The sequence below is a fragment of the Hymenobacter glacialis genome (assembly GCF_001816165.1).
GTDB classification, from domain to species: Bacteria; Bacteroidota; Bacteroidia; order Cytophagales; family Hymenobacteraceae; genus Hymenobacter; species Hymenobacter glacialis.
Genome location: NZ_MDZC01000021.1, coordinates 68284 through 89830, shown reverse-complemented (window position 1 = coordinate 89830; position 21547 = coordinate 68284). Strand labels below are relative to the sequence as shown.

20 protein-coding genes are annotated in these 21547 nt (G+C 62.1%); 11 read left to right on the top strand and 9 right to left on the bottom strand.

Going from position 1 to position 21547, the window contains the following annotated elements:
- Window positions 1–64: 64 nt before the first annotated feature.
- Window positions 65–340 (bottom strand): GNAT family N-acetyltransferase, encoded by a 276-nt coding sequence (locus BEN48_RS18375; protein WP_070732685.1) that lies wholly within the window; start codon window positions 338–340, stop codon window positions 65–67.
- Window positions 341–500: 160 nt separating this feature from the next.
- On the opposite strand from BEN48_RS18375, the gene BEN48_RS02685 reads away from it, so the two are divergent.
- Together BEN48_RS02685 and BEN48_RS02680 are read left to right on the top strand one after the other, a co-directional pair.
- Window positions 501–932, top strand: coding sequence for a hypothetical protein (locus BEN48_RS02685; RefSeq protein WP_070732683.1), 432 nt, complete (start codon window positions 501–503; stop codon window positions 930–932).
- A gap of 105 nt (window positions 933–1037) precedes the next feature.
- A complete protein-coding gene (locus BEN48_RS02680) occupies window positions 1038–1331 on the top strand; it encodes a hypothetical protein (RefSeq protein ID WP_070732682.1) in 294 nt (97 codons plus the stop codon).
- Between the two features lie 224 nt (window positions 1332–1555).
- Here BEN48_RS02680 and BEN48_RS02675 read toward each other — a convergent pair whose 3' ends face one another.
- Window positions 1556–3667 carry a TonB-dependent receptor family protein gene (locus BEN48_RS02675; protein WP_070732680.1) on the bottom strand — a complete coding sequence of 704 codons (2112 nt, stop codon included), beginning with the start codon at window positions 3665–3667 and terminating at the stop codon, window positions 1556–1558.
- 142 nt (window positions 3668–3809) lie between these two features.
- On the opposite strand from BEN48_RS02675, the gene BEN48_RS18545 reads away from it, so the two are divergent.
- The 4 genes from BEN48_RS18545 to BEN48_RS02660 all read left to right on the top strand — a co-directional run bounded on the left by BEN48_RS18545 (window position 3810) and on the right by BEN48_RS02660 (window position 5923).
- Window positions 3810–4532 carry a hypothetical protein gene (locus BEN48_RS18545; RefSeq protein WP_125932444.1) on the top strand — a complete coding sequence of 241 codons (723 nt, stop codon included), beginning with the start codon at window positions 3810–3812 and terminating at the stop codon, window positions 4530–4532.
- 39 nt (window positions 4533–4571) lie between these two features.
- Entirely contained in the window at window positions 4572–5126 is a 555-nt protein-coding gene (locus tag BEN48_RS02670; RefSeq protein ID WP_070732677.1) for a hypothetical protein, read from the top strand.
- A gap of 79 nt (window positions 5127–5205) precedes the next feature.
- A complete protein-coding gene (locus BEN48_RS02665; protein ID WP_070732676.1) occupies window positions 5206–5508 on the top strand; it encodes a hypothetical protein in 303 nt (100 codons plus the stop codon).
- Between the two features lie 136 nt (window positions 5509–5644).
- Window positions 5645–5923 (top strand): hypothetical protein, encoded by a 279-nt coding sequence (locus tag BEN48_RS02660; protein WP_070732675.1) that lies wholly within the window; start codon window positions 5645–5647, stop codon window positions 5921–5923.
- 74 nt (window positions 5924–5997) lie between these two features.
- Here BEN48_RS02660 and paaN read toward each other — a convergent pair whose 3' ends face one another.
- Window positions 5998–7659 carry a phenylacetic acid degradation protein PaaN gene (paaN, locus tag BEN48_RS02655; protein ID WP_070732673.1) on the bottom strand — a complete coding sequence of 554 codons (1662 nt, stop codon included), beginning with the start codon at window positions 7657–7659 and terminating at the stop codon, window positions 5998–6000.
- Between the two features lie 295 nt (window positions 7660–7954).
- On the opposite strand from paaN, the gene BEN48_RS02650 reads away from it, so the two are divergent.
- Window positions 7955–10759, top strand: a complete 2805-nt coding sequence (locus tag BEN48_RS02650; RefSeq protein WP_070732671.1) for a S8/S53 family peptidase — start codon at window positions 7955–7957, stop codon at window positions 10757–10759.
- Window positions 10760–10765: 6 nt separating this feature from the next.
- Here BEN48_RS02650 and BEN48_RS02645 read toward each other — a convergent pair whose 3' ends face one another.
- Together BEN48_RS02645 and BEN48_RS02640 are read right to left on the bottom strand one after the other, a co-directional pair.
- Window positions 10766–12097, bottom strand: coding sequence for a Y-family DNA polymerase (locus tag BEN48_RS02645; RefSeq protein WP_070732669.1), 1332 nt, complete (start codon window positions 12095–12097; stop codon window positions 10766–10768).
- A gap of 51 nt (window positions 12098–12148) precedes the next feature.
- Window positions 12149–12601 carry a LexA family protein gene (locus BEN48_RS02640; RefSeq protein WP_070732717.1) on the bottom strand — a complete coding sequence of 151 codons (453 nt, stop codon included), beginning with the start codon at window positions 12599–12601 and terminating at the stop codon, window positions 12149–12151.
- Between the two features lie 228 nt (window positions 12602–12829).
- Between BEN48_RS02640 and BEN48_RS02635 the strand changes: the two genes are divergently transcribed.
- Complete coding sequence (locus BEN48_RS02635) at window positions 12830–13078, top strand: hypothetical protein (protein ID WP_070732667.1); 249 nt, start codon at window positions 12830–12832, stop codon at window positions 13076–13078.
- 133 nt (window positions 13079–13211) lie between these two features.
- Here the strand turns inward: BEN48_RS02635 and BEN48_RS02630 are convergent, their stop codons facing one another.
- Together BEN48_RS02630 and BEN48_RS02625 are read right to left on the bottom strand one after the other, a co-directional pair.
- A complete protein-coding gene (locus BEN48_RS02630) occupies window positions 13212–13901 on the bottom strand; it encodes a TIGR02117 family protein (protein ID WP_070732665.1) in 690 nt (229 codons plus the stop codon).
- Window positions 13902–14076: 175 nt separating this feature from the next.
- Entirely contained in the window at window positions 14077–14817 is a 741-nt protein-coding gene (locus BEN48_RS02625; protein WP_070732663.1) for a Dph6-related ATP pyrophosphatase, read from the bottom strand.
- Window positions 14818–15046: 229 nt separating this feature from the next.
- Here BEN48_RS02625 and BEN48_RS02620 point away from each other — a divergent pair, with 229 nt between their 5' ends.
- On the top strand, window positions 15047–15790 hold the full coding sequence (locus BEN48_RS02620; protein ID WP_070732662.1) for an EcsC family protein: 744 nt from the start codon (window positions 15047–15049) through the stop codon (window positions 15788–15790).
- Window positions 15791–15823: 33 nt separating this feature from the next.
- Here the strand turns inward: BEN48_RS02620 and BEN48_RS02615 are convergent, their stop codons facing one another.
- Both BEN48_RS02615 and BEN48_RS02610 read right to left on the bottom strand, forming a co-directional pair.
- Window positions 15824–16477: a tetratricopeptide repeat protein gene (locus BEN48_RS02615; protein WP_070732660.1), complete on the bottom strand. Its 654-nt coding sequence runs from the start codon at window positions 16475–16477 to the stop codon at window positions 15824–15826.
- Window positions 16478–16565: 88 nt separating this feature from the next.
- On the bottom strand, window positions 16566–18851 hold the full coding sequence (locus tag BEN48_RS02610; protein ID WP_070732658.1) for an aconitate hydratase: 2286 nt from the start codon (window positions 18849–18851) through the stop codon (window positions 16566–16568).
- A gap of 235 nt (window positions 18852–19086) precedes the next feature.
- On the opposite strand from BEN48_RS02610, the gene BEN48_RS02605 reads away from it, so the two are divergent.
- Both BEN48_RS02605 and BEN48_RS02600 read left to right on the top strand, forming a co-directional pair.
- Window positions 19087–20445, top strand: coding sequence for a peroxiredoxin family protein (locus tag BEN48_RS02605; protein WP_070732657.1), 1359 nt, complete (start codon window positions 19087–19089; stop codon window positions 20443–20445).
- 201 nt (window positions 20446–20646) lie between these two features.
- The gene (locus BEN48_RS02600; RefSeq protein ID WP_070732655.1) at window positions 20647–21522 is read left to right on the top strand and encodes a universal stress protein; all 876 of its coding nucleotides are present in this window, start codon (window positions 20647–20649) and stop codon (window positions 21520–21522) included.
- Window positions 21523–21547 lie beyond the last annotated feature (25 nt).

Genomic DNA, 21547 nt, shown 5'->3' with positions numbered 1-21547 from the left:
AATTTGAAAAACCCCGGCCGTGTAATGCGGCCGGGTTTTTTTTTTGGCTGGCAGCCCACTGGCGCTAAGCCAGCAGGTCGGCGTACTCGTCGCGGTTGCGGGCCACGAAGCCGGCCATGAAAGTGCAGCTGGTTTTCACTTTCAGCTTTTCTTCCCGGGCAAAGGCCATGGCGCTGCGGGCCAGCTCATCGGCCACGCCTTGGCCGCGCAGGCCTTCGTCGACGAAGGTGTGGGTGAAGTCGATGACCCCGTCGGCGGGAAGGAAGTAGGCCAGCTCGGCCTCGAAGCCGTCGCGGGTGGTGGTGAACTGCTGGTCGGTGGGGCTGTGCTGAATGGACATGGGGAAAGGCCTGGTAGCGCGAAGCAATGAAAAAAGGAGATGGTTAAGCGTAGGCAATACGAGTAGAAATGACCGGCGGCGGCTGATTTGCGTAAAGAACCTCAGAAACGGGCTTAGCCTGTTTGCTCTTACTCTTTCTTCCCTTCTTTCTTCTTTTCTCATGGATACGCCAAACACCCCCAACTCGCCAGACAACGATTCGCGCCCCCAGGACCAGCAGGACCGTGCGGCTTCGGCCCACCCCAACCCCAACGACCCGGCGGTGAACGCGCACAAACCTGCCTACGGCGAATTTGGCGGTGAGAAGCCCGCCAACGGCACGGCCCGGCCCGACGGCCGCGACGGCTCAAACGACAATCCCGACGAGTTCAGCGAATTCCGCAGCGAAAAGGATGCGCAAGACGCCCCCGCCAACCCTGCCGACCAAACCGGCCACGTAGAGCAGAACCAGGCCCCCGACGCCGTGCGCGCCACCCAGGACGAAAGCAACGAGGAGCAGCGCGCAGCCTGGGCCAAAGACGACCCCCGCTGGGCCGGTGGTGGCACCCACAACACCCGCAACGAATCGGACAGCACCGACACGCATAAATAAGTAGTTACTAGTTGTCGGTTGTCAGGCTATGATTTACTCATATCGAGGCCTTCCCGACCCAACAATTGACAACAAGTAGCTAACAACCAACCAACACCCCTTCCCATGTCTCCTCAAAACGAAGAACAAAACGACAGCAACAGCCAGGACCCCAACATCGGCGATGGCGCTTCTACTGCCATGCTCGACGCGGCTACCCACGGCCAGGTCCTCGACAACAACAATTCCTCAGGCCAGGAGAAAGCCGACGAGATGGACGACTCCCTGCGGGTAGACACGCAGGCGATGAACGCCGCCGGCCCCGCGCCGGCCTCCGCCGAGAACCTGCCCCGCGAGCTGACCGACCCCAGCGACCGCGCCTTCACCCTACCCGAAGAGCAAACCCCAAACCAGGGCTAAGCTTCGTGTCACATAAAAAAGCTTCTATCATGCGATGGAAGCCGTTTTTTTAGCCCGTTCGGTAAGTAGTAGATACAAGCACTCGCAGCAAAAAGGCCGTCATGCTGAGCGCAGCCGAAACATCTCTACCGCAGTAGTAAACGAATTACTTCCACGGTAGAGCTGCTTCGGCAAGCTCAGCATGATGTTTTGATGGCGCACAGCAATTGCCGCTGCACGGCTCCCTACCAGCGCCAGCCCAGGCTGGCCCCGGTATACCAGCTGCGGCCCGGCGCGGGCTGGAAATACCGCCGGCCGAAGGCGTTCAGGTCGTTGCCCAGGCTGTAATTGCGGTCGGTGGCGTTGTCGAGGCCAGCATACAGATTGGTTTCGAGGTGGCCCGCCAGCGTGCGCCGCCAGCCGCCGCGGGCGCCGAACACCCAGTAGCCGCGTGCCTGCTCGGTGTTGGCATCGTTGAGCACCACCTGCGCCTGGTGGCTGAGATTGGGGCTGAAATAAAAGCCGAGCCGCTCGCTGAAATCCAGGCCAGCGCTGAGGGTGTGGGGCGTGGTGCCCGTGAGGCGGTTGCCGCGCAGGTCCTGCCCGCCGCTGGTGTAGCTCCCGAAACGGAAGTTGTTGTAGGCGTAGCTGCCCCAGGCGCGTAGGCCGGTTTCGGCGGCCGGGGCCAGGCCCGCAGCAGCTGGGGCCACGGCCTGCCGCCACAGCCAGCCGCTCACAGCCGCTTCGAGGCCGCGCTGGGTGGTGCGGCCGGTGTTGCGGAACACCACCACGCCCTGGTCGGTGGTGCTGCTGACTACGGTTTCGCGCAGCCGGAAATCGAAGGCATTCAGCTCGTAGCGCAGGCGGTTGGCGAAGGCGCTGCCCCGCACGCCCACCTCGTAACTCGTGCCGCGCTCAGCCTGCAGCTCGCGGTTGAGGCTGGCATCCGAAGGGCGGATTTCCTCGATGGTGGGCGGCGAGAAGCCCGTGCTCACGCTGGCGTAGGCCGAAAGCGTGGGGCTGAACTCTTTTAGCAGCGCGAGGCGGGGGGAAACTTCGGGACGAAACCCGCGGCTGAACTGGTAGGCATCGGGCTGGGTGGCGGCGTTGCTCACGCGCGCAATGCGGTAGCGGAGGCGGTTGTAGCTGGCGGCCACGGTGAGCAGCAAATCGGCGGGCAGGCTGTAGTCGGCCTGGGCAAAGGCGAAGCCGGTGCTGGTCGTTATTTCGTCGTTGTAGCGCAAGGCACCCACGGCGCCGCGGTTGTTCTGGTAGCTGCGCGCATCGGCAAAGCTGCCCTGGTACTCGGCGCCGCCCTGCAGGCGCAGCACGCGCCCGGCCAGGCTGGTGCGGTAGCTCAGGGCCGCGCGCCCGCCCAGGCCCAGAGCGGTGTTGCGCTCATAATCGACCAGAAAGGGGGTGCGAATGGCCGTTCCGCTGCCGTACAGAGTGGTTTGCAGCTCCAGCTTATCAGTAAACCGGTATTCGTACGTGAGCCCAAGCAAACCGTAGCGCGAGGCATACGAAGCCCGCTGCGCCACGGTGCCGGGCGCGGTGGCCGTGCCCGGCCGCGCCTGCCGTGGGTCGGCCGCAAACTGCGCGCGGGTGAGGCCGCCGGGCAGCTGGTAGTTTATATCGGTGTACAGCAGATGGGCCGCCAGCGTGGTTTTGGGCGAGGCCACAGAGCGAATATCCAGGGCAAACACGTCGCGCCGGAGCGCGCTTTGCTCGCGGTAGCCGTCCAGCTCCTGGTGGGCGTACTGGGCGCGCACGCTGCTGGTGGCGCTGCCCGTTTCGGCCGTGACGGTGCTGCGACGCAGGCCGTAGCTGCCCACCGTGGCCCCGGCCGCCACGCGGCTGGTGCCCGCCGCCACTTCCGGCGTACCAAAAAGCGCCACACCGCCCGTGCCGGCGCCGTACACGCTACCGGCCGGTCCCTTCAGCACCTCCAGCCGCCCGATGAGGGCGGGGTCGAGCAGGTTGAGCGGGGTGCTGCCGCTGGCTTCGGTGAAGGGAATGCCGTTGTAGTACACCTTCACGTTGCGCACGCCAAAGGGCGAGCGCAGCGTGCTGCCCCGGATACTGAGGCGGTAGCTGGCGGTGGCGCGCTCTTCCAGCCGCACGCCGGGCAGCGTGTTCACGGCCTGCGTGAGGGCTGCGGGGTTGAACTGCTCGATGATGCGGGCGTCAATCACGCCGATGGCCGCGGCGGTGCGGCGCAGCGGCAGCCGCTGGCCGTAGCCGGTCACGGTGGCTTCGGGCAGGGCTACGGCACGGGTGGTATCAGTCGGGGTTTGGGCGTGGGCGGGCCGCAGCGGCAGCGCCAGCAGCAAAAGCAACAGGTAGCGGAAAGACATAAAATATAAGGGCGTGACGAGGCAGACCAGCGGAGTACGCGAAATGTTACCCAACTACATATTTGGCAGGCATTTTTTTGCGTTTTGCTTTTCTACATTCGTACGAATCAACCAGCCGCGAACACCTGCGCCCACCTCGCTTATGCACTTCCACCTACCTCGCCGCCACCGCCGCGCACTACTGTTTCCGCCGGGTCTGCTGGCACTGGCGGGGCTGCTGTGGCTGGGGTGCGGGGCGGTGGGGCTATGGCAGGAGCAACTTAAGCCGAGGTATGTGGTGCAACTAACTGCGCCAACAATTAAACAATCTAATTCACCAGAATTGGGCTATTACATAATCCCGCCTGCCGAAGCTCAAAAGTTGCGTCCTTGGCGAGAGGCTTATTTTTCCGGCAATCCTAAATCTGATTTGCAGACACAGGAATGTATAACGACTGCAATACGTGCAATTAAAGCTGACACTGCTCAAGATGGTGGAGTCCGAGTGCGATTTGCTCGAGAAGCACGCTATGAGCAATTCGTGTTCCTACTGAACCTTATGAACAAAGAAGGATTTAAGCAGTATTGGATTGACTTCTACCATTTTCCTGTCACTTTTTACGCATTAACTTATGCTTATAACCCACTGACAGACCTAGATGCTTGTTTGTCAGGCATTGACGTTAAGTATGTTGTGGAGCTTCCTCCTCCCCCTTTGCCATTTTGGGTGCAATTTGACAATTGGGTGACGGATTTTTGGCAGCTGGAAGGGCTGCGGTTTCTTCAGTCATTTTGGCAACCAGAATGGCGGGCATCCCTCTGCGTACTTGCCTTGATAACGATGCTCAGCAGCTGGCGCATTATCCGAGCGTGGCGTACGGCATAGCCTGCGTTATTTTGACGCTGGTTCCCTTCCACAGAACACATGCCCGCCCTCTCCCCCGACCTGCGCCGCGCCCTTTTCCAACTCCCGCAAAAAGAAAAAGACCAGCTCCTGGCCCGCCTCGTGGCCCAGGATGCCCTGCTCACCGAGCAGCTCGCCTACCGCCTGCTCGAAGGCCCTGACGCGCTGGAAAACCGCCGCGCCGCCCTCCGCGCCCAGGTCGACGACCCGGTGCGGGGTTTCCACCAAACGCCCAACGACCTGCTCGTGATACTGCGGCAGTTGCAGGCGCGACTGGCCTACCACGCCAAAGTCACGAAGGACCTGTTTGGCGAAACCGAGCTGAGCTGGCGGCTGCTGGCCAACGTGTTTCAGCACCAGCCGGAAATCACGGCCCGGCTGCACGGCCCCACCCAGCCGCTGCTCCAGCACCTCACCAAGCGCACGCTGGAGGCCCTGAAGCAAACCGCCCGCCTGCACGAAGACTACCTCGTGGAGCTGGCCCCCACCGCCAACGCCGTGCTGGCGGCTTTGTGGCAGTCGGGTGCCGCGCCCCTGGCCCGTGAGGCCGGGTTGCCGCGCGCCGTGGCCGGGTAGCTCCCGCCGGGGCCGGGAAATCTTTTCGCCGGCAAAAGCAGTAAAACAGGGACCTTTTCACCTGGTTCCCTTCTCCGCTATGTCCAGCACGCCTTCCCCCGACGGCCAGCGCCCGCCCCAGCTCTCCGAATACTCGCTCCGCCAGGCCCTGCATGAGCTGGATGCCAAAATCCAGACCCTGCACAACCGGGCACACACCACGGCGGCCGGCTCCACCAACACCTACAAGGCCCACGCCGAGGCGCTCGAAGCCAAGCGCGCCCGCCTGGCCGAGCAGCTCGTGCAGTACCCCACCCCCGCCGATGGCTCTGAGCCGAGCGTGTGGGACCAAATCCGGCGCGGCATCGACGGCCTACGCGAAGACCTGCGAAACATTTTATAAGCAAGTAGCCGCTGCGGCTCAGCTTATCGCAACCCCCTGAATGCTATCTGCGTTTCAACCGTACCAGCCCGCAGATAGCGGCCTGGCCCTTCTTACATCCGCCAATTTTATTGTCTTTCCTTCGCCGCTATTTATCATGAAAAAACTTCTTCTCCTCCTCGCCTTTCCCTTTCTCGCCTCCTCTGCCAGCTTTGCGCAGGACCACGGGCGCAAACCCCGCGTGAAAGCCCACCGGGATTTCGGTCACTCGGCCGAGGCCTCGAAAAAAAGAAACTCGAAAGCCCGCTTCCGCCCCGAAAACAACGTCAAGCCTACCATCGACATGAACCCCCGGAAGCTGGAAAAATTCAAGACAACCAAGCCCCTCAAGGACTATAAATTCAGCGACGGCACTGGCTTCAAGCCCGTGAAGTAAGCAGTAATCTTTCCATGCAAAAGCCCCGACTTCAGTTGAAGTCGGGGCCTTTTGCATGGAATAGCGGGCGGTAATTACGACGCCACTGGCTCACGGAAACCCACCCAGGTGAAGCGCTTGATAACGAACTCCGGGTTGGTGAAGCTGGCGTTGCCGGCGGGGTTACCGCCGGTCACGTGGAAGTCGGAAAAGCCCGCGTTCTGGTTCACGTAGATGCCGCCGGTGAGGTTGAAGCTGACGGGCGTGCCGGCCAGGCTCATCTCGTCCATAATCTGCTCTTTGATGGCGGTATCGGTAGTGTAGGCACCGCAGGAAATAGCGCCGTGCTCGCGGGCCAGCTGGGCCGCCAGGCGAATGCTCTCCTGCGTGTCTTTAGTCTTAATAACCAGCATGATGGGCCCGAACAGCTCCTGGCTGTACTGCTCCACTCGGCTGGCATCTACTTCAAAAATACTGGGCGAGCAGGTGCGGGCGTTTTTGAAGGTGGGGTTGTCCACGGTGCCGTGGGCCAGAATGCTGCGGCCGCCGTCGAAAGCCAGCTGCTTCACCCGCTCGTGCGTGGCCGGGTTTTGAATGGCGCCGAGCACGTGGGGGCCCGCCTTGGGGTTGGTGGCCAGGCCCGTGACGGCCGCCGAGATTTTCTGCACCACTTCTTCGTAGGGCACCAGCACATCGCCCACTTTCACGCCCGTGGCGGGAATAAAGAAGTTTTGCGGCGCGGTGCACATCTGGCCCGAGTACAGGCTCACGGAGAAGGCCAGGTTCTGGGCCACTTTGTCGAGGTCGTCGCAGCTGTCGATGATGATGCTGTTGACGCCGGTTTTCTCGGTGAACACCGTTTTGTTCTTCAGGCCCTCCACGTACTCGCCAAACTGCGAGCCGCCGGTGTAGTCAATCAGCTTGATGGCGGGGTTCTCGGCCAGGTCCTTGGCAATGAGGTGGTCGTCGGCATCCACGGCCAGCTGGCAGATGCAGGGGTTCAGGCCGTGCTCCTTGAGCACTTTCTGTACCTCGGCAATAACAATGGCGATGGGCAGCACCGCCTTGGGGTGGGGCTTCACAATGGTGGGGTTGCCGGTCACAAGACTGGCAAACATGCCCGGCACCGTGTTCCAGGTAGGGAATGTGGAGCAGCCAATGACCAGGGCTAGGCCCTTGGGCACGGCGCGCCAGGTCTTGTGCAGGGCGATGCTGTACTTGCCCATGGGCTTCTCCCAGCGGGTGTCTTCGGGGAAGCGGGTCTGCTCCTCGTAGCCGGCGGCAATGGCTTCCAGGGCGCGGTCGGCGGCGTGGGGGCCGCTGGCCTGAAACGACATCATGTAGGCCTGCCCCGTGGTGTGCATGGTGGCGTAGGCAATTTCAAAGAAGCGGGCCCGCATGCCCTCCAGCGCCTCGGTGAGCAGGGCCGCACGCAGGGCGGGCTTCAGCTTGCGCCACTCGTCAAAAGCGCCCTGGGCGTTCTGAACCAGGACTTCGGGAGCGTAGAACGGGTACTTGATGTCGAGCGACTGCTGCTCGTAGGGCGACTCTTCCTGCCCAACCCAGGCAGTGGGCTCGCCCTGCTGCAGCTCGGTGAAGCGCTGGCCGCGCATGGCGGCGAAATTTTCGCGGCCCTGCGCGTCGGCGTCGGCTCCGTAAATGTCGGGCGAGGGGTTTTCGGGGAAGGCGGCGAAGAACGTGCGCCCGTGCAGGGCTTGCACAGCGGCGTCGAGGGTAGCTTGGTGCTTGTTAATCATCGGGGGTGAAACGGGTTGACGGATGACGGTGAATGCGTGGCCGGGGCCGGTGCGCAAGTTACGGCGGGGCAACTGTCTTGCCATAAAGCCTGCCATTTTAATGGCAGCCGCGGACCACTACTTCTCCCGCCCCGCCCTGCAGAACCACTTCACAACCAAGCTGCGTTTTTATTTGCTCATCCTGCGCAGTCCGAATGCATCGGAGCTACTTAAAAGCCTATCTTTACTATCCCATTATATTCTATCCTTCTGCCTGATGCGAAACGCGTTACGCCTATTCTTATTTTTACTTACGGTGGCCTTCGTTCAGCCGGCAGCGGCAGCGCCGGACCCACCCACCGTGCCGGGCCGGCTGGTGGTAAAGCTGCGCACCGGCCAGCCCGCTGCAGCGCTGGAAATAGCCCTGCTGACGCTGGAAGCGCACGATGTGCGGCAGAAATTTCCGCACACCATGGCCCCCGATGTGGAGAAGCCCGGCAGCGTAGACCTGCGGGGCATCTACCAGTTTCATATCCCGGCCACCATCAGCCTGACGCGGGCCCGCGCGGTGCTGCTGGCCACCGGTGCCGTGGAGTACGTCGAGCCGCTCTACATCCGCCAGCCCCTGTACCAGCCCAACGACCCGCTGGCCGACTCCACCCTCACCAGCCTAACGGCCAGCCAGTACTACCTCAAGCAAATTCGGGCCTATCGCGCCTGGGATATTACGCGCGGCGATAGCGCCATTGTCATTGGAATTACCGATGGCGGGGTGCGCTTGAGCCACGAGGACCTGCGCCAGCAGATTAAGCACAACTACGCCGACCCCATCAACGGCCTCGACGACGACAACGACGGCTACGTGGACAATTTTACCGGCTGGGACCTGGCCAACAACGATAACGATGCCGGCTACGACATCAACATCATCCACGGCTCGCTGGTGGCCGGGGTGGCCGCCGCCCGCGTCGACAACGGCCGGGGTATTGCCGGGGTGGGCAACCAGTGCCGGTTTCTGCCCCTCAACATTTACCCCAACACGCCCACCGGCACTTTTGCCGGCTTCGAAGCCATTGTGTACGCCGCCGACCACAACTGCAAGGTGATAAACATGAGCTGGGGCGCGCCCGGCGGTTATTCACGCTTCGAGCAGGACGTCATCACCTACGCCGCCGTGAACCGCGACGCCGTGCTGGTGGCCGCCGCCGGCAACACCAACGCCGACCTGCGCTTCTACCCTGCTTCCTACGACCACGTCATCTCGGTATCGAGCGTGAGCAGCACCGACCAGAAAACAGGAAGTGCTACTTACAATTATCGCATCGACCTCACGGCGCCCGGCACGAGCATTCTCACCACCCAGGGCTACCACACGGTGTCGGGTGGCGGCGTGGCCGAGGCCGATTATGTGGCCGTGGGCGGTACCTCGTTTGCCGCGCCCATGGTGGCGGCCGCCGCGGGGCTGGTCCGGTGGCAGTTCCCGCGCTACACCGCCGCGCAGGTAGCCGCCCAGCTGCGCCAAACCGCCGACAACATCGACGGACTGGCTGCCAACGCGGCTTGGGCCGGCCGCTTGGGTGCGGGCCGCCTCAACATGTTGCGGGCCCTCACCCAAACCACCCGGCAGGAAGCCCGCGTAATCAGCAGCACCTTCAGCCCGGACCGTCAGGCCTACATGCGCGGCGAGACCCTGACGCTCAGCGCCAGCGTACAGAATCTGCTGCAGCCCGTAGCCGGGCTCACGGTTACGCTCACCTCGCTCTCGCCGCACCTGGTGGTGCAGCAGGGCAACTTTGCGGCGGGCGACCTGCCCACGCTGGCCCAGACAGACAACGCCGCAGCTCCTTTTCGTCTGGTGGTGGCTGCCAGCGGCATTCCGCTGAATACCAAGGCCACCTTGCGCTACCGTCTCACGGCCAGCGGCGGCTACCAGCTCGACCAATTTGTAGAGGTATTGCTGAACCCTGATTACGTGGTGCTGGACGCCAACGACCTGACTCTGACCCTAACCAGCCGTGGCAACATTGGCTACGACAACCTGAGCGGCAGCATCGGGGCGGGCGTCAGCTACAAGGGCAGCGGCAGCGTGCTCAGCGAAGGCGGCCTGCTGCTGGCCACTACCCCCACCCGCGTGTCGGACCGCCTGCGCACCAACGGCGGCCAGGCGCGGCAGTCGTTTTTCAGCCTGCGCCAGGCCACGCAGCAGCGTCCTGGCCCGCGCGCCGACCAAGAGGCCCGCGTGGCTTTTCAGGATACCATTCCGGTGGCCGGCAGCCGCATCCGGAGCGTGGGTGTGGCCGTGCGCCAGCGCGCCTATGCCTGGAGCACACCCGGCCGGCGCGATTTTGTGGTGCTGGAATACTCCCTCAAGAACCTCACGGCCGACACCCTGAAGCCGCTTTATTCGGGCTTGTTTATGGATTGGGACCTGCCCACGGACGACGGCACGGGCCGCAACGTGGCCAACTGGGACAGCACCCGGGCGCTGGGCTACTGCTACGTACCGGGGCTGCCTGCCGCGGCCAGCACGCCGGCCCAATACGCCGGAGTGCAGCTGCTGCGCGGAGGCGAGCCAGCCGTGTATTCCATCAACAACGCGGCGCCCGTGGGCTCGCCCGTGCGGTTTGCCGATGGCTTCTCCGCGGCTGAGAAATTCCTGACCCTGAGCAGTGGCACCGCCCGCGCCCAGCGCAGCGCCGGCCTCCCCAACGGCGCCGACGTGTCGCAGGTAGTGGGCAGCCGCCTCGCCCGGCTGGCACCCGGCGACTCCACCACGGTTGTGTTTGCCGTGCTGGCAGCCTCCAGCCTGCCGCAGCTTCAGGCCGCGGCCGATGCCGCCGCGCAGGCCTACTCCACGCTGCTACCCTCCCGGCCATCCGTGCTGGCCTTGGGCTTTAATGTATATCCCAACCCCACCACTGGACCACTGCAAGTGGAGCTGCCGCCGCAGTTTGGCCTTCGGGAAATCACAATTTTTAATACCCTGGGGCAGCTAGTCGGACGGCAAACCGGCGGCGGAAGCACCGCAACCCTGAGCCTGGCGGGCCTGGCGTCAGGCCTCTACATGGTGCGGGCACTGGGCGCCAGAAGCGTGCTTACCCGCGCCGTGCAGCTGCGCTGAAGTCTCTTAGCGCAGCTGCCACAGCTCGTCCCACACCGTGGTATAGAGCGGAGACCGGTGCGCTGACCGCCCGGCCCAGGCCGGCTCGCGGGGTTTGCCATCGGGCTTTTTGGCGGCGCCGGCCGCGGCCAGGCGCACCAGCTGCCGGCCAAATTTCGCGTTCAGGCCGTCGAGCGTGGCCATGAGCCGCTGGCTGCGCTGCTGGTCGGGGGCGGTGCCGGCAAACAGGCCCAGCTGCTTCTGCCCGGCCGTTTCGAGGCCGCTAAACACTACCCCGGCGCGGCAGTAGGCCACACCGGGGCGGCGCAGGCGGTGCAGCCCGCGCAGGGCGGCCTGCGTGAGCACGCTCACGTCGTAGCTGGCGCCGGGCAGGCTGACTACTGCGGTGTGCGTGGAGGGGTCGGGACCGGCCGCAAACCTGCTGGTGCCTAGGATGACGGTGACCAGGTGCGCGGCCAGGCCGTTTTTGCGCAGCTTCTCGGCGGCTTTGGCCGCGAAGGTGGCCACTGCTTCGCTCAGCACGGCGGCATCGTGCTGGGGCCGGCCAAAGGAGCGGGTGCAGGCCACGCTGTGGCGGCCGGAGGCGGCGGGGTGCAGGTGGTCATCATCGTCCCACTGAGCGGGGTTCCACTCCAGGCAGGGCTGGCCGTGCAGCTCGCGCCACAGGCGTTGGCCCACCACGCCACCCAAGTGCCGGCGCATCCAGTGTTCCGGCATGGCAGCCAGGGCCGCCCCGGTGCAGATACCTAAATCGTACAACTTTTTGGCATAGCGTCGTCCAACGCCCCAAATCTCTTCAACCGGCGTTTGGGCCAGCACCTGCTGCCACTGGTCCGGGTGTTCAAAGAGCGTTACGCCGTTGGTACCGAGCCTACGGGCCAGCTTATTCGCTAGTTTTGCTAATGTTTTGGTGGGGGCGATGCCAACGCAGGTAGGAATGCCCGTGTGCTGCTTCACAGTGTCGCGCACCCGTACCCCGTAGGCGTGCAGGTCTTTCTCGAGCAGCCCCATCCCGCGGAAGTCCAAAAAGGCTTCGTCGATGGAATACACCTCTACCCCCACCGCAAACCGGCTCAGCACCTGCACCACGCGCCGGCTCATGTCGCCATACAGGCCATAATTAGACGAAAAAACCCGCACCCGGTGCTGTTCCAGCAGCGGCCGCACCAGGTGGTAGGGCTCGCCCATTTTCAGCCCCAGCGCCTTGGCTTCGTCGGAGCGGGCAATGAGGCAGCCGTCGTTATTCGACAGCACCACCACGGGCCGGCCTTCCAGCTGGGGCGCAAAAACCCGCTCGCAGGACACGTAAAAATTGTTGCAATCTACCAGCGCGTACACGGGTTGTAATAAATAAAATGGCTGATTTTGTAGTTAAGCTTAGCGGGCCGCTCAGCCCGTGGGCTGGCCCCCGCCCAGTGCGTGAATAACGTGCGTGACCACGCCCCAGACAACCAGGCCGACGCTGTGGTCCACGGCCAGCGGCGGGTACCGCGGATTCTCCGCCACCAGCCAGGCGTGGCCGGCCCGCATCTGCAGGCGCTTGATGGTGTGCTCGCCTTCTACCACGGCTACCACAATACTGCCGTGGGCGGCACGCAGGGCCCGGTCCACGGCCACCAGGTCGCCGGGGTGAATGCCCGCTCCTATCATGGAATCGCCGCTCACGCGGGCCAGAAAGGTGGAAGCCGGGTGGCGAAACAGGTGCCGCGTGAGGTCGAGCGGCGCGTCGAGGTGGTCGTCGGCCGGCGAGGGAAAACCAGCCGGAATAGCGCAACCAAACAGCGGCAACTCGGGCGTGAAGACGTGGGCAGAGGCAATGAAATCGTGCAGCGAAGCAACCATAAACAGGCACAACCGTCGGTGTAAAGCGGTTGGGACTGCTATTTACTAATTAATTTAGTAAATAGTTCTGTAAGGCGTCGCAATCCGTTCGCCCCCGGACTTCGTATATGAAAATAATTCGCATTATAGTTATAATTTTACGATACAATTGATTTCTTTCTCCTTAAATAAGCCTAAAAAAGACTTTTCCAATCTTTTTAGTTTATTAAATAGTTTGTATCTTTGATTATGTCTAAAGTAAAGCTCCCTACGCCGCTGCCAATGCAGCAATTCGCCCGTTGTGTGAATGATGCGCAACGCCCTTCCGACTACATTGGTGACTGGCCCGAGGCCGGCCGTGTGTACGCCGTGCGCGTACTGCCACACGTCCGCACGGGTGAGCCCCAGGTTCACGTCCTCGGCTTTTATGCTGAGCGCCCCTACGGGGCTTTTGCCGCCCACCGCTTCGAGCAAGTAGCAGACGTGTGGCTTAACTAAATCCTAGCATCACCCATCGTTTCGATGGCTCCTACCCATTTTGGCCCCGTTGGCGTTGCAGCCAGCGGGGCGGTTTGTTTGGGGGTGAGCGGGTGGTAGCGCCGCCGTATCGGGCGGGCGCTGCCAGCCCGGGCTACTTGCCGTACTGGTAGAGAATGCCGTACTCGGCGGGGGTCCAGAGGCAGGCTTTCTGGCCGGAGGCCTTGAGGGCGTTGTTGGTCCAGGTGTTGCAGGTGTAGAGGAAGCTGTACACGCCGTGGGCTTCATAAAAAGCGTCGTCCTGGCCGTAGCTGTGGCCTTTGATGTGCTGGGCGCGGCCGTCGGCGTCGTAGCGGAAACCCTTCTTGATGTAGGCAATGAGCCGGGCGTACTCGTCGTGGCTGAGGTAGAGCGGCACGGTGTCGGGGCCGGACTCTAACTGTGGCAGGTACGTGGTGTGCATGGCTGAAGACCCCAGCCAGAACGCCGCCACAAAGGCCGTGCTGAACTTAAGTTCGGCCCAGGTGGGCGTGTCGAGGTAAAAGCCCTTGTCGCCCCAGCCAAAAGCCAGATAAGGCAGGCTGGTGTCGCCGGAAGGGATGTTACGGTAGGGCAGCAGCTGGCTCCAGTCCATTTGCGGGCTCTTCACGGGCACCACAATGTCGGTGTGCACGCCGTTGCTGTGCAGGTACACCAGCACATCACGCGGGGTCTGGGGTTGGGCTTTGGGCACGGTGATGCGCGAAAGAACGAAGGCGGTGCCTACGTACAGACCCGCCACGCCAAGCAGTGCGCCAACCGCGTAGCCCACTGGCTTTACTATTTTTCGAAGGGTAATGGACATGAATTGAAGTAAAGTGTCCGGCCGTGCCAAAGCAGCGGGCGCTTGCGCTGGCTGGCAATGTGCCGCCATCGGCTGCCGGCGCCAGCACAAGCCGCCGTGCGCACTTTACGGATGAAACTGCCGCAATGGCTGAAATTCATTCGCCTCCGGAGTTGGGCTGCCCGGTCCGGGGCAGCTACCGGGGTAGCAAGTCGCAGTACCAGAAGCCGGTATCGAACGGGCTGGGCTCGTCGGGCTCGGCGCAGTCGTAGCCGGAATTGTCGGCTTTGGGAGCGGGCGTGTACTTGCGGTACACCACTTCACCCTTTTCAAAGGCAATGGGCCGGGTAAAAATGGGCCCGTCGAAGACGAAGGTGTGAAACTCGCCGTTCTCGCCGCAGGGGTCCACGCCGGCGGGCAGGTCGCGCAGAAATTGTTCGTCTATCACGCGGCCCACGAAGCTTTGGTCCAGGTATTTTTCGTTGACGCAGGTGGTAATGGTTTTGAAACCCAGGTCCAGAAACTCGCGGATGAGCGCCGTGGTGGGCACGCCCCACAGCGGAAACGCGGCCTGCAGGCTGAGCCGGGCCAGCTGCTCTTCGCGGTACCGGCGCAGGTCTGCCAGGAAAATATCGCCGAAGATGGACACCGTTGCGCCCTGGCGTTGCAGGTCCTGCAGCGTGGTGGTCATGTGCTGCTCGTAGGCCTCCATGGTGGGCATTTCGGGCAGCACCAGCAGGTGGCAGGGCAGCCCAATGCTGGCCACCTGCTGGTCGAGCAGCGCCACGCGCACGCCGTGCATGGAAATGCGCTGGTACGGCTCGCTGATGCTGGTGAGCAATGTTTGCACCTCGTACTGGCCCGCCTGCCGCACTTTGTAGAGCGCCAGGGCGGAGTCCTTGCCTCCGCTCCAATTGAAAATGGCCTGCTGCTTCATATCTGGGCAAAGAAACTGCATAAGTAATGAGCCAATAGTTTTTAGCCAGTAGCTATTGGCTTTCTTACTCACATTCAGTATATTACATTAGTATTATTGTGTAATTAATTGCAGTCGGATATTTAGCGCAAACTCTGCGGGTCGGCGCATGCGTCGGGCTGCGGGCGGTGGCCAACTTCCCGAAATCAACCCTCGTAGCTTAGCGCACCCATCAATCCCTACCCACCTTATGTCTTCTGCCGAACAGCAGGCCCACACCGAAATGCAAGCCTGGCAGCAGCAAATGCAGCGGCCGCCCTCGTTCATGAACCGCTTCACTCGGCGGGTGCAGGTGCGGCTTAATGCCCTGCTGCCCGAACGGGTGCACGTGGCCATCACGGCAGCCATCAAGCAGATGGTGCGGGGCGTGTTGTTTGGCTCCCAGCACACCACCCGGCAGCCGGTACTGGCCAGCCCGTTGGCGGCGCGGGAGTTTGCAGTGCGCAGTGCGGTGCGCAACTACCGCACCATGGCCACCACCGAGGGCGCCATCACGGGCGCGGGCGGCTTCCTGTTGGGCCTCGCCGATTTCCCCCTGCTGCTTAGCCTCAAGCTCAAGCTGCTCTTCGACGTGGCGGCGCTCTACGGCTACGACGTGAAGGACTACACCGAACGGCTCTACCTGCTGCACATCTTCCAGTTGGCCTTCAGCAGCCAGCACACCCGCAACGACACCTACCGCCGCCTCGCCACCTGGGACACCTACCGCCACACCCTGCCCACCGACGTGCACGAGTTCGACTGGCGCACGTTCCAGCAGGAATACCGCGACTACATCGACCTGGCCAAAATGGCCCAGCTCGTGCCCGTTATCGGGGCCGCCGTGGGCGCCGTGGCTAACTACCGCCTCATCGACCAGCTCGGCACTACGGCCATCAACTGCTACCGCATGCGGCACTTCGCGGCGGAAGAAACGCGGCAGCTGCCTACCTAGTGTAGAAGGCTGTGCCCCCACTGGCGACGCTGACTACTCCGTTACTGTCTTCCGTACCTCAGGATTGACTGCTGATGGGTTGAGACGGTCCGCTATTGCCAAATATTTTCTGGCGCTATCCTTTTGCACAAAATAGGCATACGCGCCCACCAGCCCACCATAACCCAACGCGTTCTGTGGGTCTAGCTTCACACAGGTTTTTAAAGCGTCAATGCTTTTATGGAGCAGCGCAATGTCTTTGGTCTGAAAAAACATCTGTCCGTAGCTTACGGCCATATCCCGCCACGCATTGGCTTCTTTAGGGTTCATAGCCAGACTCTTTTTGAATAGCGAAACGGATGCCCGGTACTGCTGCCGTCTGCCCAATACGCTCGCAAAGCCCCAATAAACCACCGCATTGGTGCTATCGAGCAGCCAAGCTTGGTTGAACCGCTTTATCGCAGGGTCTATTTGCCGCTGCTCAAAATACTCCCACCCTTTGTTTGCATGGTGCTGGGAAGCAAGCACTCTATTGGGAAATTGCTCGTCGCACTCAGCTAAGAATTCTTTGTCTGCTTGGACTTGTTCCGGACACTTTTGGGCCCTTGCATACATGGGCAGTAAATTAATTCCCTCTGGACAAGACTGAGACGAAGCGCTGCATCCGGCAAATAGCAGCAAGCACAAGTATTGAATTTTAGCTTTCATTGGGTGCAAGTTCAAACAAAAAACGGCCGCCCCAGAATCCTGAGGCGGCCGTTGCTACTTTAAGCTACTTTAAAGGCAGCTATTACTTCTACGACAACTGCGCCGAGCCGCTTTCCTTCAAGCGAATCAGGTTCAGGGCCGAGCCGGCTTTGAACCACTCGATTTGACCTTCGTTGTACGTATGGTTGAGCGTAATCAAGTCGGTGTCGCCGTCGGCGTGGTGCAGGCGGGCCTGCAGGGGCTGGCCGGGCGCGAAGTTGGTCAGTCCCAGGATGTCGATGGTGTCACCTTCCTCAATCAGGTCGTAATCGGCCTTGTTGGCGAAGGTGAGGCCGAGCATGCCCTGCTTTTTCAGGTTGGTTTCGTGAATGCGGGCGAAGCTCTTCACAATCACGGCGCGCACGCCGAGGTGGCGGGGCTCCATAGCGGCGTGCTCGCGCGAGCTGCCTTCGCCGTAGTTCTCGTCGCCCACCACCACCGTGCCGACGCCGATGCTCTTGTAGCCGCGCGCTGCCTGGGGCACGGTGGTGTAGCCGTCGCCCTGGGTCGAGAAGTCGCGCACCTCGTTGGCCTTGCCGTTGAAGGCGTTGGTGGCCCCGATGAGCATGTTGTTGGAGATGTTGTCCAGGTGGCCGCGGTACTTCAGCCACGGGCCGGCCATGGAAATGTGGTCGGTGGTGCACTTGCCCTGGGCCTTGATGAGCAGGCGCAACCCTTTCAGGTCGGTGCCTTCCCAGGCCTTGAAGGGCTCGAGCAGTTCGAGGCGGTCGGAGCTGGGGCTCACCAGCACCTGCACGCCGCTGCCATCGGCGGCGGGCGCCTGGAAACCGGCATCCTCCACGGCGAAACCGCGGGGTGGCATCTCCACGCCCACCGGCTCGTCGAGCCGCACGGGGCCGTTGGCGCTGGGCAGGGTGTCGGTGAGGGGATTAAAAGTCAGGTCGCCGGCGATGGCGAAGGCCGTCACGATTTCGGGCGAAGCCACGAAGGCGTGGGTGTTGGGGTTGCCGTCGTTGCGCTTGGCGAAGTTGCGGTTGAAGCTCGTGATGATGGAGTTCTTGCGCTTGGGGTCGTCGGTGTGGCGGGCCCACTGGCCGATGCACGGACCGCAGGCATTGGCCAGCACCACGCCGCCCATCTGCGAGAACGTGTCGAGGAGGCCGTCGCGGGCCACGGTGTAGCGCACCAGCTCCGAGCCGGGCGTGATGGTGAACTCAGCGTTCACGGTCAAGCCCTTGGAAACGGCCTGAGCGGCAATGCTGGCGGCGCGGGTGATGTCCTCGTAGCTGGAGTTGGTGCAGGAGCCGATGAGGCCTACTTCCAGCTTCTCGGGCCAGCCGTGCTCACGCACGGCGGCGGCGAACTCCGAGATGGGCCAGGCGGCGTCCGGCGTGAACGGGCCGTTCACGTAGGGCTCCAGCGTGTTGAGGTCGATTTCGATGAGTTGGTCGTAGAAACGCTCGGGCTGGGCGTACACCTCGTCGTCGGCGCGCAGGTGCTGGCGCACGGCAGCAGCGGCCTCGGCGATGTCGGCGCGGCCGGTGCCGCGCAGGTAGTCGCCCATTTTCTCGTCGTAGGAGAACACCGACGTGGTGGCGCCGATTTCAGCGCCCATGTTGCAGATGGTGCCCTTGCCGGTGGCCGAGAGGCTTTCGGCGCCGTCGCCGAAGTACTCCACGATGGCGCCCGTGCCGCCTTTCACGGTCAGGATGCCGGCCACTTTCAGAATCACGTCCTTGGCCGAGGTCCAGCCGTTCATCCGGCCAGTCAGCTTCACGCCAATCACCTTCGGGAACTTCAGCTCCCAGGCCATGCCGGCCATCACGTCCACGGCGTCGGCACCGCCCACGCCGATGGCAATCATGCCCAGGCCGCCCGCGTTGGGGGTGTGGGAATCGGTGCCAATCATCATGCCGCCGGGAAATGCGTAGTTCTCCAGCACCACCTGGTGGATGATGCCGGCGCCGGGCTTCCAGAAGCCGATGCCGTACTTGTTGGAAACCGAGGCCAGGAAGTCGTACACTTCCTTGTTCTCGGTGTTGGCTTCGGCCAGGTCGGGCGTGGCGCCGTCCTTGGCCTGAATGAGGTGGTCGCAGTGCACGGTGCTGGGCACGGCGGCGGTGGGCTTGCCGGCCTGCATGAACTGAAGCAGGGCCATCTGGGCCGTGGCGTCCTGCATGGCCACCCGGTCGGGGGCGAAATCAACGTAGGAAACGCCGCGCTCGTACGCTTGCTTTACTTCGCCACCGAAAAGGTGGGCGTAGAGAATTTTCTCGGTGAGGGTGAGCGGGCGCGCCACGGCGGTGCGGGCCGCCTCGATGCGGGAACCCATGCCGGCGTACACGGCGCGAATCATTTCCAGGTCGAAAGCCATAGGATGCGTAGGTAAATAATGTGTTGGTGCAAATGTAGTACGTGCGCTAGGTTGGACCTAACCGGAATACACAGAAGCCGTTTCTACTACGCTTAACGCAGGATTTGGGCGTGGCGTTATGTAAAGTAAGCCGGGGCGGGAGCCGTAGCCGGGCGATGGCAAGGCAGCGGCGGGCGGCAACCTATTGGCTCAGGTCGCGGTTGTGGAGCTTCCGTTTGCATTTTTGCGGTTACTTATGAATACATCCATTGTTCGCCTAGTGGCCACGGCCGCGCTGGGCCTGGGCCTGGGAGCCTGCCAGTCCAATACCGCTACTACCGAAACGGCGGCCGCTGGCGGCACCGCGGCGGCCGTGCTCACGCCCGGCCCCTGGCGCGGGGTGCTGGCCACGCAGGGCCAGGAAATCCCCTTTCTGTTTGAAGTAAAAACCGAAGCCGGCAAGCCGGTGGTTTACCTTATCAATAAAGGACTGGACGGCGAGGAGCGGCTGCGCTGCGAGGAAATCACCTCGGCCGGCGACTCGACGACCATCCGCCTGCACACGTTTGACGCCGCGCTGGTGGTGCGGGCCGATGGCACGGACAAGCTGAAAGGCACCTGGGTGAAGTACGATGCCAAGGACCCGTACCGCGTGCCGATGACGGCGCAGCCTAGTGAAACCGGCTCCCCGCTGTTCACCGGCGAAGCGTCGAATGACAAGGCTTCAGCACCGGTATTGGGCGCAGATGCTGGCCAGAACAGCACCTATAAAGTAACTTTCACCGATGCAGAGGGCAAATCCTACCCTGCCGTTGGGGTCTTCAATTACGGTGAAAAGGGTTCGGTTAACGGCACTTTCCTTACGACTACCGGTGACTACCGCTACCTAACGGGCAACCTTGTGACCGGAGAAAACCAACCGGTTTTGATGCTGTCAACTTTCGATGGAAACCATGGTTTTCTGTTCACCGCCAAGCCTACCAAGATTACGGCGCCAAAACAAACCATCACTGAATTAAAAGGCGACTTCTACTCTGGTAAATCAAGCCACGAAACCTGGACCGCCGTGCTCGACCCCACTGCCAAACTCCCCGATGCCAATACGCTCACCTACCTCAAAAAGGGCGAGACGCGGCTGAACTTCAAGTTCCCCAGCATTTTTGAGGGCGGCGTGGTGGAACCTACCGCGCCCAAGTACCAGGGCAAAGTAGTGGTTGTCCAAATCCTTGGTTCGTGGTGCCCCAACTGCATGGACGAGACCAACTTCCTGGCGCCGTGGTACGAGAAAAACAAGAGCCGCGGCGTGGAAGTCATCGGCCTGGGCTACGAGCGCAGCGCCGACTACAAAGTGGCCTCGGCCCGGCTGCGCAACATGCGCGAGCGGTTCAACATCGGCTACGAGTTGGCGGTGGCCGGCGTGTCCGATAAGGACTCGGTGGCTAAATCACTGCCGCAGCTGGATAAATTCCTGGCTTTTCCCACCATGATTTTCCTGGATAAAAAGGGCAACGTGCGAAATATTCACAGCGGTTTTTCGGGGCCGGGCACGGGCAAGTACTACGAGGAAGAAATTGCCAGCTTCAACCGCGAAGTAGACAAGCTGCTGAAGGAGTAGCGCACATGCGGAGGTCAGGAACGCAGCAGCGCGAAGCGGTGCTATGCGTTCCGGCGACCCAAGTTGGCGAGGAAGACAGGGCCTAATCAATCGGCATACATGAGCGTGAGACAAACTTGGCTCTTTTCCGTATCTTGATTAGGACGACGTGCGGCGTGATAGACACGGCGGCTTGTTCTGGCCCTTTCTCCTTTTTCAGCCATGAAAAACATCCTCGTCCCCACCGACTTTTCGGCCGAATCCCACCACGCCTACGAAGTGGCCTTGCAGCTGGCGCAGCACACGGGCGGCAGCGTGACGCTGCTGCACGTGCTCGAAGCACCGGAATCAACCACGGCCAATTTCAGTGCCTATGGCGGGCCGGTGAATGGGTCGGAACTGCCAAACAGCGGCGGCGGCATGGATGCGTTGTTTACCATCAAGCTGATGGAGGTAACCAAGCGCCGCATGGCCGCTCTAAAAGAGGAGGCGCAGGGCCTCGCCCCCGGCGTCTCGGTGCAGGACACGGTGGAAGTTTCGCGCATCGGCGATGGCATTCTGGCCGCCGTGGAGAAGCACGGCACCGACCTGGTGGTGATGGGCGCCCAGGGCCACGGTGCCATGGAAGGCTTTTTTGTGGGGTCGAACACCGAGCGCATGATTCGCCTGGCACCCTGCCCGGTGCTTACCATCAAGCACCAGCAAGCCCGTTTCGAGGTGCGCAACATTGTGTTCCCGTCGGATTTCACCGAAGAGTCGGCCACGGCTATTGAGGGCCTGCGCGGGGTGGTGGCCGCCTTCCCCAACGCCACGGTGCACTTGCTGCACATTGTGTCCGATGCCAACTCCACCACGGGCAAGCAGCACATTCAGGTCTTTGCCGAGCAGGTGGGGTTGTCGAACGTTGTGATAGAAATAGTGAAGGCGGCCAGTACCACGAGCGGCATCGAGCAGTATGCCCAGCAAGTGAAAGCCGATTTGGTGGTTGTTCCCACCCACGCCCGCTCGGGGTTGAGCCGCTTCTTTGAAACCAGCATTGCCGAAACCGTGGCCACCAACGCATTTCCACCGGTTTTGACGTATCATTTGCAAGCCTAGAAATCAGGCCAGAAGACTAAAACAG